The 14,574-nt window shown below is 72.1% G+C and carries 14 protein-coding genes; 3 read left to right on the top strand and 11 right to left on the bottom strand.

All coding sequences use genetic code 11. The features are described 5' to 3' along the window. Positions 1-40: 40 nt before the first annotated feature. Positions 41-3,019 carry a bifunctional [glutamine synthetase] adenylyltransferase/[glutamine synthetase]-adenylyl-L-tyrosine phosphorylase gene (locus Q5722_RS01820; protein ID WP_305026503.1) on the bottom strand — a complete coding sequence of 993 codons (2,979 nt, stop codon included), beginning with the start codon at positions 3,017-3,019 and terminating at the stop codon, positions 41-43. 36 nt (positions 3,020-3,055) lie between these two features. Continuing rightward, positions 3,056-4,399: a type I glutamate--ammonia ligase gene (gene glnA, locus Q5722_RS01825; protein WP_305026504.1), complete on the bottom strand. Its 1,344-nt coding sequence runs from the start codon at positions 4,397-4,399 to the stop codon at positions 3,056-3,058. A 164-nt stretch (positions 4,400-4,563) separates the two neighbouring features. Here glnA and Q5722_RS01830 point away from each other — a divergent pair, with 164 nt between their 5' ends. Further along, complete coding sequence (locus Q5722_RS01830) at positions 4,564-5,022, top strand: hypothetical protein (protein WP_305026505.1); 459 nt, start codon at positions 4,564-4,566, stop codon at positions 5,020-5,022. Between the two features lie 106 nt (positions 5,023-5,128). Here the strand turns inward: Q5722_RS01830 and Q5722_RS01835 are convergent, their stop codons facing one another. The 3 genes from Q5722_RS01835 to Q5722_RS01845 are packed head-to-tail and all read right to left on the bottom strand — an operon-like array spanning position 5,129 to position 8,999. Continuing rightward, the gene (locus tag Q5722_RS01835; RefSeq protein ID WP_305026506.1) at positions 5,129-7,198 is read right to left on the bottom strand and encodes an NAD(+) synthase; all 2,070 of its coding nucleotides are present in this window, start codon (positions 7,196-7,198) and stop codon (positions 5,129-5,131) included. Between the two features lie 34 nt (positions 7,199-7,232). Then, entirely contained in the window at positions 7,233-8,393 is a 1,161-nt protein-coding gene (locus tag Q5722_RS01840) for a TIGR03118 family protein (protein WP_305026507.1), read from the bottom strand. 57 nt (positions 8,394-8,450) lie between these two features. Beyond that, positions 8,451-8,999: a hypothetical protein gene (locus Q5722_RS01845; protein ID WP_305026508.1), complete on the bottom strand. Its 549-nt coding sequence runs from the start codon at positions 8,997-8,999 to the stop codon at positions 8,451-8,453. Positions 9,000-9,210: 211 nt separating this feature from the next. Between Q5722_RS01845 and Q5722_RS01850 the strand changes: the two genes are divergently transcribed. Both Q5722_RS01850 and panB read left to right on the top strand, forming a co-directional pair. Further along, positions 9,211-10,671 (top strand): alpha/beta hydrolase, encoded by a 1,461-nt coding sequence (locus tag Q5722_RS01850; protein WP_305026509.1) that lies wholly within the window; start codon positions 9,211-9,213, stop codon positions 10,669-10,671. A gap of 112 nt (positions 10,672-10,783) precedes the next feature. Further along, on the top strand, positions 10,784-11,662 hold the full coding sequence (gene panB, locus Q5722_RS01855; RefSeq protein ID WP_305026510.1) for a 3-methyl-2-oxobutanoate hydroxymethyltransferase: 879 nt from the start codon (positions 10,784-10,786) through the stop codon (positions 11,660-11,662). 86 nt (positions 11,663-11,748) lie between these two features. Here panB and Q5722_RS01860 read toward each other — a convergent pair whose 3' ends face one another. The 6 genes from Q5722_RS01860 to Q5722_RS01885 form a co-directional block, all read right to left on the bottom strand. Then, positions 11,749-12,489: a hypothetical protein gene (locus tag Q5722_RS01860; RefSeq protein WP_305026511.1), complete on the bottom strand. Its 741-nt coding sequence runs from the start codon at positions 12,487-12,489 to the stop codon at positions 11,749-11,751. Next, the gene (locus tag Q5722_RS01865; RefSeq protein WP_305026512.1) at positions 12,486-13,130 is read right to left on the bottom strand and encodes a SatD family protein; all 645 of its coding nucleotides are present in this window, start codon (positions 13,128-13,130) and stop codon (positions 12,486-12,488) included. The genes Q5722_RS01860 and Q5722_RS01865 overlap by 4 nt, the downstream gene beginning before the upstream one ends. Positions 13,131-13,173: 43 nt before the next feature. After that, positions 13,174-13,665, bottom strand: coding sequence for an SRPBCC family protein (locus tag Q5722_RS01870; RefSeq protein ID WP_305026513.1), 492 nt, complete (start codon positions 13,663-13,665; stop codon positions 13,174-13,176). Next, positions 13,662-14,009 (bottom strand): ArsR/SmtB family transcription factor, encoded by a 348-nt coding sequence (locus Q5722_RS01875; protein WP_305026514.1) that lies wholly within the window; start codon positions 14,007-14,009, stop codon positions 13,662-13,664. Before Q5722_RS01875 ends, Q5722_RS01870 begins: the two co-directional genes overlap by 4 nt. 78 nt (positions 14,010-14,087) lie before the next feature. Further along, positions 14,088-14,375: a hypothetical protein gene (locus Q5722_RS01880; RefSeq protein WP_305026515.1), complete on the bottom strand. Its 288-nt coding sequence runs from the start codon at positions 14,373-14,375 to the stop codon at positions 14,088-14,090. Next, positions 14,372-14,560, bottom strand: coding sequence for a hypothetical protein (locus Q5722_RS01885; RefSeq protein ID WP_305026516.1), 189 nt, complete (start codon positions 14,558-14,560; stop codon positions 14,372-14,374). The genes Q5722_RS01880 and Q5722_RS01885 overlap by 4 nt, the downstream gene beginning before the upstream one ends. Positions 14,561-14,574 lie beyond the last annotated feature (14 nt).

Consider the following 14,574-nt stretch of genomic DNA (forward strand, 5'->3'; position numbering starts at 1 on the left):
CCACGTGGCAGCCGGGAGACGGCCGGGTGAAGTGCCGGTGTCAGCCCCAGAACACTCGGTCCACGACCGCCCGGGCCCGCCGGGTGGCGCGCAGGTAGTCGTTGAGCATCTCGGTCGCCTCCCCGGGCGCGTAGCCGAGCACCGCTGCGACAGCCGCACGTTCCCGTGCGTCGCTCGGTACCGCGTCACCGGGGCGGCCCCGCACCAGCGTCACGGCGTCGCGCACCCGGCTGACGAGCCGCCACGCGAGCACCAGGTCCTGGGCGTCGTCCGCGTCGAGGAGCCCGAGCGACTCCGCCGCCTGCAGCGCCTTCAGGGTGCGCGGCGTACGCAGCTCGGGATGGCGCCCGGCGTGCTGCATCTGCAGCAGCTGCACCGTCCACTCGATGTCGGCCAGTCCCCCACGGCCTAGCTTGAGGTGGGTGTGCGGGTCGGCACCGCGCGGCAGCCGCTCGGCGTCGACGCGCGCCTTGAGGCGTCGCACCTCGAAGACAGCCTCCTCGTCGAGCCCGGCGTCGGGGAAGCGGAGCGGGTCGACGAGCGCCGTGAACCGGGCACGCAGGTCGGCGTCGCCCACGACCGCCTCCGCCCGCAGCAGGGCCTGCGCCTCCCACGTCGACGACCACGAGGCGTAGTAGGCGGCGTACGAGTCGAGGGTGCGGACCAGCGGGCCCTGCCGCCCCTCCGGCCGGAGGTCGGCGTCGAGGTCGAGCGCGGGGTCCGACCCCGGAAGCCCCAGCAGCCGGCGCAGCTCGAGCGCCACCCCCTGTGCGTACGCCGCGGCACGCGACGCATCCACACCGGGCAACGGCTCGTGCACGAACATCACGTCGGCATCGGAGCCGAACGAGAGCTCGGCTCCGCCGTAGCGCCCCATGGCCACGAGCGCCATGTGCGTCGGCGGCTCGTCGAACCCGCGCTGGCGGCACAGGTCGGCCATGACGACCTCGAGCGCAGCCTCCAGGGTGGCGTCGGTCAGGCCGGACAGTCCGGCGCCGACCTCGGCCACGTCGGTGTCCCCCACGAGGCTCCCGGCAGCGATCCGCAACAGCTCCCGGCGGCGCACGGCACGGATCGCGCGGACACCGGCTGCGGCGTCGGGCTGGCGGCGCGCGACGCTGCGCATCTCGGCCAGGATCGCGGCGTCGCCGAGGGGGTGCAGGTCCTCGGCGAGCACGCGCACGCCCTGGGGCTCTCGGTGCAGGAGGTCGGTGGCATAGCGCGAGGTCGCCAGCAGGCGCGCCATCCGCTCCGCGACCTCGCCCTCGTCGCGGAGGAGCCGGAGGTACCAGGTCGTCGTGCCCAGCGCCTCGCTGATCCGGCGGAAGCCGAGCAGTCCCGCATCGGGGTCGGGCGCGTCGGCGAACCACTCGAGCATGACCGGCAGCAGGGTGCGCTGGATCGCGGCGGCACGGCTCAGCCCCGATGTCAGCGCCTCGAGGTGGCGCAGTGCGGCCGCGGGGTCGTCGTAGCCGAGCGCCGCGAGCCGGGCGCGGGCCGCCTCGGCACTGAGCACCGCCCCGTCACCCGGCAGCCGGGACGCCGCGCCCAGCAGCGGCCGGTAGAAGAGCTTCTCGTGCAGGCGGCGCACCTCGCGGCGGTTCGACCGCCACTGGCGCTCCAGCTCGGTGCCGGCGTCCCGTCCGAGGCCGAGCGAGCGTCCGATCCGCCGCAGCTCGTCGGGGTCGTCGGGCACCACGTGCGTGCGCCGGAGACGGTGCAGCTGGATCCGGTGCTCGAGCCGCCGGAGGAAGCGCCAGGAGTCCTGGAGGGCCTGGCCGTCGCTGCGGCCGACGTAGCCGCGGCTGGTCAGTGCCTCCAGCGCGGGCAACGTGCCGCCGTCGCGGATCGCCGGGTCGGCCCGGCCGTGCACGAGCTGCAGCAGCTGCACCGCGAACTCGACGTCCCGCAGACCTCCCGACCCCAGCTTGAGCTGGCGCTCCGCCTCCTGGGCGGGCAGGTGGGCGACGACCCTGCGCCGCATCGCCTGGACGTCCTCGACGAACCACGGGCGGGTCACGGCCTGCCAGATGAACGGCTCCACCATCTCCCGGTACGCCGCACCCAGCGCAGCGTCGCCGGCGACCGGCCGGGCCTTGAGGAGCGCCTGGAACTCCCACGTCTTCGCCCAGCGCTCGTAGTAGGCGCGATGGCTCGCCAGCGTGCGGCTCAGCGGTCCCTGCGACCCCTCGGGCCGCAGGTTGGCGTCGACCGGCCAGATCGTGCCTGCGGCGGTCTGCTCGGAGCAGATCCGGATGACGTGGCTGGCCAGGGCCGCAGCCGTGCGCCCCGCGCTCGCGTCCTCGGCCTCCCGCCCGGGCTCGTGCACGAAGACGACGTCGACATCGCTGACGTAGTTGAGCTCGCGGCCACCGCACTTGCCCATCGCGATGATCGCCAGGCGCACGTCGTCGGCAGCGGCGCCCACCCGGGCGCGGGCGATGGCGAGGGCGGCCTCGAGCGTGGCGGCGGCGAGGTCGGAGAGCTCGGCGGCGACGTCCTCGACCGCGGCCCCGTGGGCCAGGTCGCGGGCGGCGAGGCGCAGCAGCAGCCGGCGGTAGCCCAAGCGCAGGGCGTCGACCGCAGCACCGTCCGGCAACGTCGCGACGGGAGCCGACGAGTCCGGGGAGGCCCCCACGGCTGCCAGCAGCTCGGCACGGAGCACGAACGCCGGCGGCCGGGTGCAGGCGAGCAGCGGGTCGGCGAGCTCCTGCCAGTCCTCACGTACGCGCAGCAGGTGCTCCGCCAGCGCCCGGCTCGCGCCGAGCACGGCGAGCAGCCGGTCCGCGGTGAGGACGTCGTGGGCGAGGGTGTCGAGGAGGCGGTCGCGGTCGGTCACCGCGGCGAGCGCGAGCAACGCCGCGAGGGCTGCGTCGGGATCGGCGGTGTGGCCGATCGCCTCGCGCAGGCCGTCGGCGTACGGCCCGAGAGCGGTGAGCCCGGCCGTGGCCCCCTCGACGTCGACGAAGCCGAGCCGCAGCAGCGTGCTGCGGTCGGTCCGGCGCTCTCCGGGGCTCATGCCGCTCCAGGCGGACGAAGGCTCAGAGGCTGGCCGTCACAGGATGGGCAGCATCTGGTCACGCTCGTACTGCGTGACCTGCGCGCGCCAGTCCTCCCACTCCTGGCGCTTGTTGCGCAGGAAGAAGTCGTAGACGTGCTCGCCCAGCGTGTCCGCCAGGAGCTCGGAGGACTCCGCGATCTCGATCGCCTCGGCGAGGTTCTTCGGCAGCGGCTGGATGCCCAGGGCCTTGCGCTCGCGGTCGGACAGCGACCAGACGTCGTCCTCGGCCTCGCGCGGCAGCTCGTAGCCCTCCTCGATGCCCTTCAGGCCTGCCGCCAGGATCACCGCGAAGGCGAGGTACGGGTTGCACGCCGGGTCGATGGTGCGGAGCTCGATGCGGGTCGACTGGCCCTTGTTGGGCTTGTACATCGGCACCCGGACCATGGCGGAGCGGTTGTTGTGACCCCAGCAGATGTACGACGGCGCCTCGCCGCCGCTCACCAGGCGCTTGTAGGAGTTGACCCACTGGTTGGTGACGCTGGTGATCTCCGCGGCGTGGTGCAGGATCCCGGCGATGAAGGCCCGCCCCGTCTGCGAGAGCTGGTACTCCGAGCCGGGCTCGTAGAAGGCGTTCTGGTCGCCGTCGAAGAGCGACACGTGCGTGTGCATGCCCGATCCCGGGTGCTCGCTGTACGGCTTCGGCATGAAGCTCGCCCAGACGCCCTGGCTCAGGGCCACCTCACGGATCACGGTGCGGAAGGTCATGATGTTGTCAGCGGTGCTCAGCGCGTCGGCGTAGCGCAGGTCGATCTCCTGCTGACCGGGACCGCCCTCGTGGTGCGAGAACTCCACGGAGATGCCCATCTGCTCGAGCATCGTGATCGCCTCGCGGCGGAAGTCGGCGCCGAAGGACTGCGCGGTGTGGTCGAAGTACCCGCTGCGGTCCACCGGCGTGGGGCGCTTGCCCTTCTGGTACTCGCCCTTGAAGAGGTAGAACTCGATCTCGGGGTGCGTGTAGAAGGTGTAGCCCTTCTCCGCGGCCCGGCTCAGCGTCCGCTTCAGCACGTGCCGCGGGTCGGCGTACGACGGCGAGCCGTCGGGCATCTGGATGTCGCAGAACATCCGGGCCGTCGCGCGACCGTCGTCGTGGCCACGCCAGGGCAGGATCTGGAAGGTCGACGGGTCCGGGACGGCGAGCATGTCGGACTCGTGCACGCGGGCGAAGCCCTCGATGGCCGAGCCGTCGAACCCGATGCCCTCCTCGAAGGCTCCCTCGAGCTCGGCCGGTGCCACCGCGACGGACTTCAGCGAGCCCAGCACGTCGGTGAACCAGAGGCGCACGAACCGGACGTCGCGCTCTTCGAGAGCGCGGAGAACGAAGTCTTCCTGCTTGCCCATGACGGGAAGCGTAGTGCCTGCCGCCCCTGCCCCGGCGGAGGGACGCCGGCCGCGGTGCCGAATCCTGTCCTGACCTGCGGAAATGCTTGTCGCCGGAGTCCGGCGGGTCTACCGTCGAAATGAACCTTCCCAAGACCTGGGGAGCTCTCGAAAGGAACACGGCCATGGCACTCACCCACGCCATGCACGACATGGTCGCCGACATGCGCGACGAGATGCACGACCTCACCAAGATCACGAGCGTGGACGCCTCGCGCCAGGCCTACCTGGCGATGTGGGCCTCGTTCACCGTCCTGCCGCTGCTCTACGGTCTCGACAAGTTCGCGGGCTTCATGAACGTCACGTGGGGTGACTTCATGGCCTCCTGGATGCACGACGCACTCCCCGGCACGGGTGACACCGAGCTGTACACGCTGGGCGTCGTCGAGATCGTCCTCGCAGCCCTCGTGCTGGTCGCACCGCGGATCGGTGGTGACCTCGTCGGGCTCTACTTCGTGCTCTTCGCGGTCAACTTCTTCGCGATGGACGGCATGGCGCTCTTCGCATTCGGCTCGCTCGCCCTGGCCTTCTGCGCCGTGGCGATGGCCCGCATGTCGACGCACTACCACCACCACGACGGCTGAGCCTCGGGCTCGCCGCCTCTTTCTGTAGCGAACCTGCCGTCGGTCCGGATCCTGCCCCGCCTCCGGACCGGCGGCTCGCCTCGTCCGACGCCGGACGACACACCGCCTACGACCGCGGCACGTTCTCCAGCTCGGCGAGCCAGGCCGCACGGCTCGCGTCCGACGGCATCCGCCAGTCGCCGCGCGGACTCATCGTGCCGCCCGCCGTCACCTTCGGCCCGTTCGGCAGCGCCGACCGCTTGAACTGGCTGGCGAAGAACTTGCGCACGAAGACCTCGAGCCAGCGCCGGATCTCCGGGAGGTCGTACTGTCGACGGTCGGCTCCTCCAGCGGCACCGTCGAACCCGGGCGGCCACGCTCCCACCTCGGCGTTCGCCCAGGCGTGCAACGCCAGGAAGGCGATCCTGCTCGGCTTCATGCCGTAGCGCAGGACGTGGAACAGGGTGAAGTCCTGCAGGGCGTAGGGCCCGGTGCTGTCCTCGGTCGCCTGGGGCTTGACGCCCTCCTCGGTCGGGATCAGCTCGGGCGTGATCTCGGCGGCCACGATCTCGGCGAGCACGTCGTTCGCGGCGGGCGCGAAGTCGGCGTGCGCGATCACCCAGCGGATCAGGTGCTGGATGAGCGTCTTCGGCACACCGGCGTTGACGTTGTAGTGCGACATCTGGTCGCCGACGCCGTAGGTGCACCAGCCCAGGGCCAGCTCGGAGAGGTCACCGGTGCCGAGCACGATGCCGCCGCGGTGGTTGGCGAGCCGGAAGAGGTAGTCCGTGCGCAGGCCCGCCTGGACGTTCTCGAAGGTGATGTCGTAGGTCTTCTCCCCGTCGGCGTACGGGTGGCCGAGGTCCTCGAGCATCTGCTGTGCCGCCGGCTTGATGTCGATCTCCTCGAAGGTGACGCCGAGCGCCTGCGCCAGGCGGGTCGCGTACGACTTCGAGGTCGCGCCCGTCGCGAAGCCCGGCATCGTGATCGCGTGGATGTCGGTGCGTGGGCGACCCAGCCGGTCCATCGCCTTGGCCGCGACGAGGAGGGCATGCGTGGAGTCGAGCCCGCCGCTGACGCCGATGACGACCTTCGGCTGGCCGATCGCCTGCAGGCGCTTCTCCAGGCCCGAGACCTGGATGTTGTAGGCCTCGTAGCAGTCCTGGTCGAGGCGCGCGACGTCGTCGGGCACGAACGGGTAGCGGTCGATCTTGCGGAGCAGGCCGATGTCGCCCGCGGGCGGCCCGAGCGTGAACTCGACCCGGGTGTACGCGGCGGGCTCGACGCCCTGGAAGCGCTTGTTGTCGTCGAAGGACCCCTGCCGGATCCGCTCCTGGCGGATCTTCACCAGGTCGACGTCGACGACGGTCGCCCGCGCGCCGTCCGGGAAGCGCTCGGTCTCGCCGAGCAGGTCGCCGAGCTCGTAGACCATGGTCTGCCCGTCCCAGCTGAGGTCGGTGGTCGACTCCCCCTGGCCGGCCGCCGTGTACAGGTAGGCCGCGTTGCACCGCGCGCTCGCGCTCTGCACGAGCAGCCGCCGCGACTCCGCTCGGCCGATGGTGATGGGGCTCGCGCTCAGGTTGGCGAGCACTGTCGCGCCGGCGAGGGCTGCCTCGGCACTCGGGGGCACCGGCACCCACATGTCCTCACAGACCTCGACGTGGAGGTGCAGGTCGGGCACGTCGGCGGCGGAGAACACCAGGTCCCAGCCGAACGGCACCTCGGCACCGTTGAGCTCGATGACACCGCCCCCGCACTGCTCGTCACCCCGCGCGAAGTGCCGCATCTCGTAGAACTCGCGGTAGTTGGGCAGGTGCACCTTCGGAACGACGCCGAGCACCTCGCCACGGTGGATCACCACGGCGCAGTTGTACAGGCGGTTGAGGCTGTGGAGCGGCGCACCGACGACGAGCACCGGCAGCAGGTCCTCGCTGGCCTCGCGGATCTCCTCGATCGCGGCGAGGGTCGCCTCCAGCAGCGTGTCCTGGAGGAACAGGTCGTCGACGGCGTAGCCGGTCAGGCACAGCTCCGGGAAGACCGCGACGCCGACGCCCTGGGCGTGCAGCGCGCGTGCCTGCTCCAGGACGGCCGCTGCGTTGGCAGCCGGGTCCGCGACCGTGACCGGGATGGTCACGGCCGCGACCCGCGCGAAGCCCTGCTGGTACGACGAGTAGAAATCCTGCCCAGAACTGTCCACGTCGCGAGTCTAGGGACCGCGGTGGACAGCCTGCTCAGTCGTTCGCGGTGAGCCGCCCGAAGATGCCGTCGGCCTCCGGGCCGGGGCCGGCCGCGAAGTAGAGCGCGTCCTTCTCGCCCAGCGACTCGCCGTTGCCGAAGGTGAGGCCCCACAGGCCGTCGATCTCCACCCGGTTGCCGTCGGGGCGCCGGAGGAAGTCCACGGCCTTGTGGGTCTTCGCGTCGAGCACCGCGATCGTGCCGTCGCCGAAGTTCCCGACCAGGAGGTCGCCGGAGTACTCGCCGAAGCCCTTCTCCGGAGCCTTGGCGATGCCCCACGGAGCATTGAGGTAGCGGCCGCCGTCCCACGCCCGCACGAGCTCGCCCTGGGGCGTGAACTCGGCGACGCGGCCCTCGCCGGGGCCCGCCTCCTCCTCGCCCGGCTCGTCCCACTCGGCGTACGTCACGAAGACGGAGTCGCCGATGGTCTGCACGTTGAAGGGCTGGTACTCCGTGCCGAACGGGTTGGCGAACCCGCCGTCGCGCACCGGCTTGAACGTGTCGTCGAGGACGACGACGCCCGGGTGCTTGCCGAAGTCCGCGAGGTAGAGCCGGTCGTTCACCGGCGAGATCGCCATGCCGAGGTACGACGCACCCTGCTGCGAGCGGTCGAACTTCACCAGCGACTCCGTCGGCTGGGTCTTGGTGCCGTCGCCGTTGTCGCGCTCGGTCCAGGCGGCGACCTTGCCGGTGTCGGTGGCGAAGAAGAACTTCGCAGGTCCGGTGTAGGAGTCGCCCTTCGCGACGTCCTGGGTGATCACGAAGCCCGTGCCGTGGTCGTTGTAGACCGTGCCCGTCGGCGTTCCGGCGTCCGCGCCGATGCCGGGCACCGTGACCTCCTTCAGCCCGTCCTGGTGGAGCTTCTCGCCGTTGACGTCGCCGACGTACTCGAAGGACGTGCCGGAGCCGTTGGCGGTGATCCAGAAGTGGCCACCCGCACCCGCCGGACGCATCGAGATGCCCCACGCGTTCTTCAGCTCGGGCTCGACGACCTGCGGCTTGTAGGCCGCCCAGTTGGCGACGAGGTTGGTCTGCACGTAGCCGCCGTGCTCGTCGGTCGCCGAGGGCGCGGCGTCGTCGCTGCCACATGCGGCGAGGGCGAACGGCGCCAGGGCGGACGTCGCGAGGGCGGCGATGGCGGAACGGGAGAGGGTCATGCGGGTGCCTTCCGAGGAGGTGGTGTGCGCGGCTCGGCCGCGCCTGGGTTCACGCAGTCAGTGCGCGTTGATGAAGCCGACGACGGTGGCCGTCCACCAGGCCGCCTGCGAGACGGTGGCGCAGGCCATGCCCGCCACGAGGACGCGGCGCGTCGAGGAGACCTCGAGGTGCCAGTGGAGCCAGGTCGCGACCAGGCCGTTCAGACCGATCACGAGCACGGAGCCGAGCTTGACCTGTGTCGCGAGCCGGGTCAGGTCCGGCTCGAGCACGAGGCCGCTCGCGACCAGACCGGTGTAGCCGACCCAGATCGCTGCCTGGACGTGGCCGGCGGTGGCCACCACGTCGCGGAGCTGACGTCGCCCGACCATCCACTGGAGGGCGACGGAGTCGACCGAGAGCACGGCCCCGAACCCGAGCACCAGGAACGCGAGGTGCGCGAAGAGCGCGACGTGGTGCACCCACGGCTCGAGGTGCGCCCGGCTGCACACGACGAGGAGCGCGGGGCAGGCCAGGACCATCAGCAACGCGAGGCCGGCCAGCACGGTCCAGCGCGGGACCGTGATGGTGAGCGGCTCGTGCAGCGCCTCGGGCGCAGGGTGGGTCATGGTCGCGATCGGTCCTCGGAACGTGCCGTGCATTGACTTAGGGGTGCCTAAGTAAGGTGTGCCTGACCGTAGAGGTTAGGTATGCCTTCCTGCAAGATCTCCGGGCGTTCTGGACACATGACGAGCGTCACGGCGCGAACCGTCGCCGCAGCCCTCCACAGCCCGCACCGCAGCCGTTGCGACACCCGGCCGGCACCGTCAGCGTGAGGCCGTGACCGGACTGCCGATGCCGCCCTTGCTGCCACCCCCTCCCGCGGGCGCGGCGACGGCGGCCGCCGCCGCGAGGGCCTGGATCGAGACGGCCGCAGCAGCCCACGGGCTCGCCGACGACGTGCGCGGCAGCGTCGCCCGCGCGCCCGACTGGGGCGGCGCGGCGGCCGTCGCTGCCCGGGCCCGCGCCGCGCGCGAGTCCGACACCCTCACGAGCCACGCAGCTCGCGGGCTCGCGCAGGCCACGGCGGTGGCGCGCTGGGCGGCCGTCGTCACCGCGCTCAGCCACGCCTGGGCCGCCCTTGCGGCCCGTCGGACCTCCTTCAGCGAACGCCGCGACCGACTGGAGCCGGTCCCCGACTCCGATCCCTCCGCTCCCGCGCTGCGGCAGGGGATCGAGGCCGACCACACGGCGCTGTCCGGCGCGATCCGTCGCTGGGCCTCCGCCTGCGAGCGTGCCGACCAGCAGCTCGCCGACGACCTGCGCCAACCTGCGGCCCCCTCCGCCCTGCAGGCCCTCGACGCCGCCTGGCGCAGCCTCCTGGCCCTCGACACGTCGGCAGCCGGGCGGTCGACCCGCGAGGCGCTCGCCGGTGGCGACGGCCCGACGTACCTCCTCGACTACGAGCCGGAGCGCTTCCACGGCGACGGCGCGGTCGTGATCTCCTTCGGCGACCCCACCACCGCAGACGAGGTCGCCGTCGTCGTGCCCGGCATCACCAACGACGCCAGCACGATGGCGGACGTCGGGGCCCTCGCTCTCGCCGTCGGCCAGAGCGCCGAGCGCGCACGGCCAGCGACGACGACCGCCGCCATCGCCTGGCTGGGCTACGACGCCCCGAGCGGCGGGCTCGACGGTCGGCTCGACCCGCGCCACCTGGACGACCTCGCGCGGACACTCACGCCGTCCGCGGCGGACGCCGGAGCGGGCGAGCTGGCCCTCTTCGTCGACCGGCTCGGGGCCGAGACCTCGGCGGAGATCACCGTCGTGGGCCACAGCTACGGCTCCACGACGGCCGCGATCGCCGCCCGGCGCGGCATGGACGCCGACCGCCTGGTGCTGCTCGGCAGCCCGGGGGCCGGGCCCGGGGCGATGGCGGCGACCGACCTGCACCTGCCGGTCTGGGTCGCCTCCGACGACCTGGACCCGGTCACGTGGGTCGGCTCCGCAGACCGCCTCGGAGGCCCCGGCGCACTGGGGGCCGATCCTGCCCAGGAGGGGTTCGGGGCCACACGGCTCCCGACCGGCCTCACGGCGGCGCCCCACCTCGACCAGGCTCTTCGCCTCGTCGACATCCATCTCGGCTACCTCCGCCCCGACAGCCCGACCGCAGCCGCCGTGGGCACCGTCGTCACCGGGCAGGCGCCGCCCACGGTCCCCGGGCGCACCAGGGGCGGCACGGAGCTGGCCGCCCGGTGGCTGGCCGGCCAGGTGGCCTATGAGCTGACCAGCTGGCGATGAGGTTCGCGACGTGACCGACGAGACATGCCCGCGGCGGCCACCTCAGGACTAGCCTTGCCGATGCGTCCGGGGACTCCGACAGGGAGCCTCGAGTCCACCCAAGGAGATCGCGATGAGCGAGCAGCAGTCGACCCCGTCCCCCTCAGCCGAGGTTGCCGCGCCGTACGGCTCCGGCAGTGCCCCGGCGAGCGCCGCGATCAAGCGGATCCGCACGCACCACCTCGCGGAGATGAAGGCCCGTGGCGAGAAGGTGACGATGCTGACGGCGTACGACATGTACACCGCCGAGATCTTCGACGAGGCCGGCATCGAGCTGCTGCTCGTCGGCGACTCCGCCTCCAACAACGTCCTCGGCAACGAGACCTCGCTCCCGATCACCGTCGACGAGCTGCTCCCCCTCACGCGCGCCGTCGCCAGGACCGCCAAGCGCGCGATGGTCGTCGGCGACCTGCCCTTCGGCAGCTACCAGGCCTCCCCCGAGCAGGCCTACCTGACCGCGGTCCGCTTCATGAAGGAGGGCGGCGCCCACTGCGTGAAGCTCGAGGGCGGCGCGGAGATGGCGCCCGTCATCAGCAAGCTGGTCCAGGGGGGCGTGCCGGTCATCGCCCACATCGGCTTCACCCCGCAGAGCGAGCACACCCTCGGCGGCTACCGGATCCAGGGACGCGGCGCGGGTGCCGAGAAGCTGCTCGCCGACGCGCACGCCGTCCAGGAGGCCGGCGCCTTCGCGGTGGTCATGGAGATGGTGCCGGCCGACGTCGCGGAGCAGGTCTCCAAGGAGCTCGACATCCTCACCATCGGCATCGGCGCCGGCGCCGGGTGCGACGGACAGGTGCTCGTGTGGACCGACGCATTCGGCATCCGCTCCGGTCGCATGCCGAAGTTCGTCAAGCAGTACGCCGACGTCCGGTCGGTGCTGCTCGACGGCGCGAAGGCGTACGCCGCCGACGTCAAGGCCGGCACGTTCCCCGACGCCGAGCACTCCTTCTGACCTGCCCCTGACGCCGAGACGGGGCCCGTGCCGAGACAGGCGCGGCACACGCCCCGTCTCGGCGCGGCACACGCCCCGTCTCGGGGTCAGGAGAGAAGCAGGAGCGAGGTCAGCGGCACCAGCCAGCTGACGAAGCTGCCGACCAGGAAGTACTCCGTCAGCTGGTGGATGCGCTCCTGCTCACCCTTGGACTGCAGCTCGGGGAAGCGCAGCAGGCCCTTGGCCGCGATCACGATGCCGGCGGCGGTGAGCTCACCGGCGAGGCCCAGGCCGAGGATGACGAGGCGCTCCATCGGACCGAGGAGCCGACCGCCCTTGAGGCGCGTCTCGGGATCGCCGGCCGTGCCGTGCTGTGCGGGCAGGACGGTGCCGGTGGCGGTCAGGACGAGCCGGACGACCACGTTGCCGGTCGAGAGCTGCACGAGGGCGAGGGCCGCGACGAGCAGCACCCGCTCGGGTGCGGCGTCGTGCAGCAGCGGCCACGGCACCGTGTCGAGCCAGCGCCCCAGCGGCCCGCCGGCGCCCGGAGCCGCTGCGAGGGGCGACAGCACGACGGCACCCGCGACGGCTCCCCCGAGCACGGCCAGCGGCACCCAAGGCCGCCCGCCGCGTGCGAAGCCGCGGCTGACCGACGTACCCCAGGCCACGGTGGCCAGGACGACGAGCACCAGAGCGGCGATGTCACGGGCGGACGTCAGGCCGGCGACGAGGGCGAGCACCACGGCGGCGAAGGCCCCGACGCACTGCGGCACCACGTGGCGCTGGACGACTGAGTGCGTCAGGTCCGTCACGGCCACGCCCGTCAGCAGGAGTGCCAGCCAGGTCATCGCACCTCCTCGAGCAGCGCCTCGGCCGCGACCAGCATCGCGAGCCCGTCCTTGCGCACACGCTGGGAGACGGCGGAGGCGGAGATCTGCTCCGCCTCGGCGATCTCGCCCTGCGTGCGCCCGCCCAGCAGACCACGGACCACCGACAGCGACCGGGACGACAGGCCGCCGATCACCTCGTCACGCAGGAGCAGGGCCGCATTGACGGCCGCCGGATCGGGACCGGCGACCCCGTCCGCCCTGCGGTAGCTCGTACGGAGGCGGCGGGTGCCGGCCCGGGCGGCCTCATCGGCGACGTGCTCGATCGCGGCCCGGGCCGCCCACCAGCCGGGACCGTCCTCGACCCGGGGCTCCGCCTGCAGGACGGTCACCGGCCCCCAGCCGATGCCGAAGCGCAGGTCCACCTCCGGCAGCCCGCCGAGCCGCAGCATGCGCACGGCTCGCACGGCGCTGCCCAGGTCCTCGAAGCAGCCCTGGAACTCGTCGCCGACGGTGATCCGCAGGGGCACGGCCGGCCCGGTCGCGTTGACCTCCTCGAGGAGGTCGAGCAGGCGCTGGTGCAGTGCTGCCCGACTGGCTGCCGTGCGCGACGCGACGACGTCCCCGATGAGGGTGGCGAGGGGGCGCTCCGACGTGCTCATGTGAAGATATTACCTTCACATGTCAGATCTGAAGCGTCCTGCTTCACTCCGCCGCAGCGAGGAACTCGTCGAGCTGCTCGTAGCCCTCGATCACGCCGGAGGACATGCCCGCGGCGATCATCCGGTCGCGCGCCTCGACACTGTCGCCGACCGACACCGCACGCAGGCGGCACCTGCCGCCGTCCAGCGGCTCGAGCGTGAGGATCTCCAGCGACACCGCATCGGGGAAGCCGGCGTACGTGAACGTCTGGACGATCCGCTCCCCCGGCCGCACCTCGTGGAAGGAGCCGAAGAACTCCGCCACCTCCTCGCCCCCGCGCACCGCGGCATAGCGCCACCGTCCGCCGGTCTCGCACGACCAGTCGTCGATGCGGGCCTCGACACTGCGGGGGCCGTTCCAGCGCGCGAACAGCTCAGGGTCGGCATGCGCCCGGAAGACCGCCGACGGCGGGGCGTCGAACTCCCGGACGATCTCGATGATCGGCAGCCCTTCGGGCGCGTCGATCGTGGTCTCGTGGTGCACCACCGTGGTCATGACACTCCTCGCTCTCGTTCGTCGACTTCCAGGGATCCCAGGACGGCGTCGAGGCGGGCATAGCGCTCCTCGACCTCGCGCCGGTAGCGCTCGATCCACTTCGTCATCAGGTCGAAGACGCCCGGCTCGAGGTGGACCGGCCTGCGCCGACCCGCGACGGAGCGCGTGACAAGGCCGGCCTCCTCGAGCACCTTCAGGTGCTTCGAGATCGCCTGCAGGCTCATCGCATACGGCTCCCCGAGCTCGCCCGGTGTGGCATCGCCATCCGCGGCCAGGCGCGCCACGAGGTCGCGCCGCGTCGGGTCGGCCAGGGCGGCAAAGGCCCGGGAGAGCTGGTCCGTCATCTCGACTCCTCGATCAACCGTCTGGTTGTCAATCAGTCAACGCCGCGAACGTCAGATTGTCAACCCCTTGGTTGAACGTCAGGCGGTCCAGTGGAAGACAGCCGCCCCGAGGTTCACCAGACCGAACCACAGCACCACCGAGACGACGGGCAGCAGGAGCACACGGCCCGGGTGCGGCGTCCACCACCGGAAACCCAGGAGCAGGAGGCCCAGCCAGAGCGCCAGCAGCACCACGACCGCCCAGGCGGGCACGAGGAGGCCGGAGGCGGCGTTCAGGAAGAAGGTGCAGGCCATGCCGGCCATGCCGACGAAGGGCCAGGGCGAGATGGCCGGCCCGACCGGCTGGCCGCGGCGCGGCTCGCTCAATCCTGGTCGTTCCACTCGGGGTCGTTGTCCCAGGCCTCGTTGCGCTCCGCGACCTTCTCCAGGGCGCGGGCAGCCTCCGCCTCGGTGGCGTAGGGACCGAGGCGGTCGTTGGCCTTGCAGCCCTCCGTCGGCTCGACGGTGTGGTGCTTCAGGCAGAACCAGTACTCCGGGTCGCTCTCGCTCATGTCTCTGAAACTAC

This window comes from Nocardioides jiangxiensis (assembly GCF_030580915.1).
Taxonomy (GTDB): domain Bacteria; phylum Actinomycetota; class Actinomycetes; order Propionibacteriales; family Nocardioidaceae; genus Nocardioides; species Nocardioides jiangxiensis.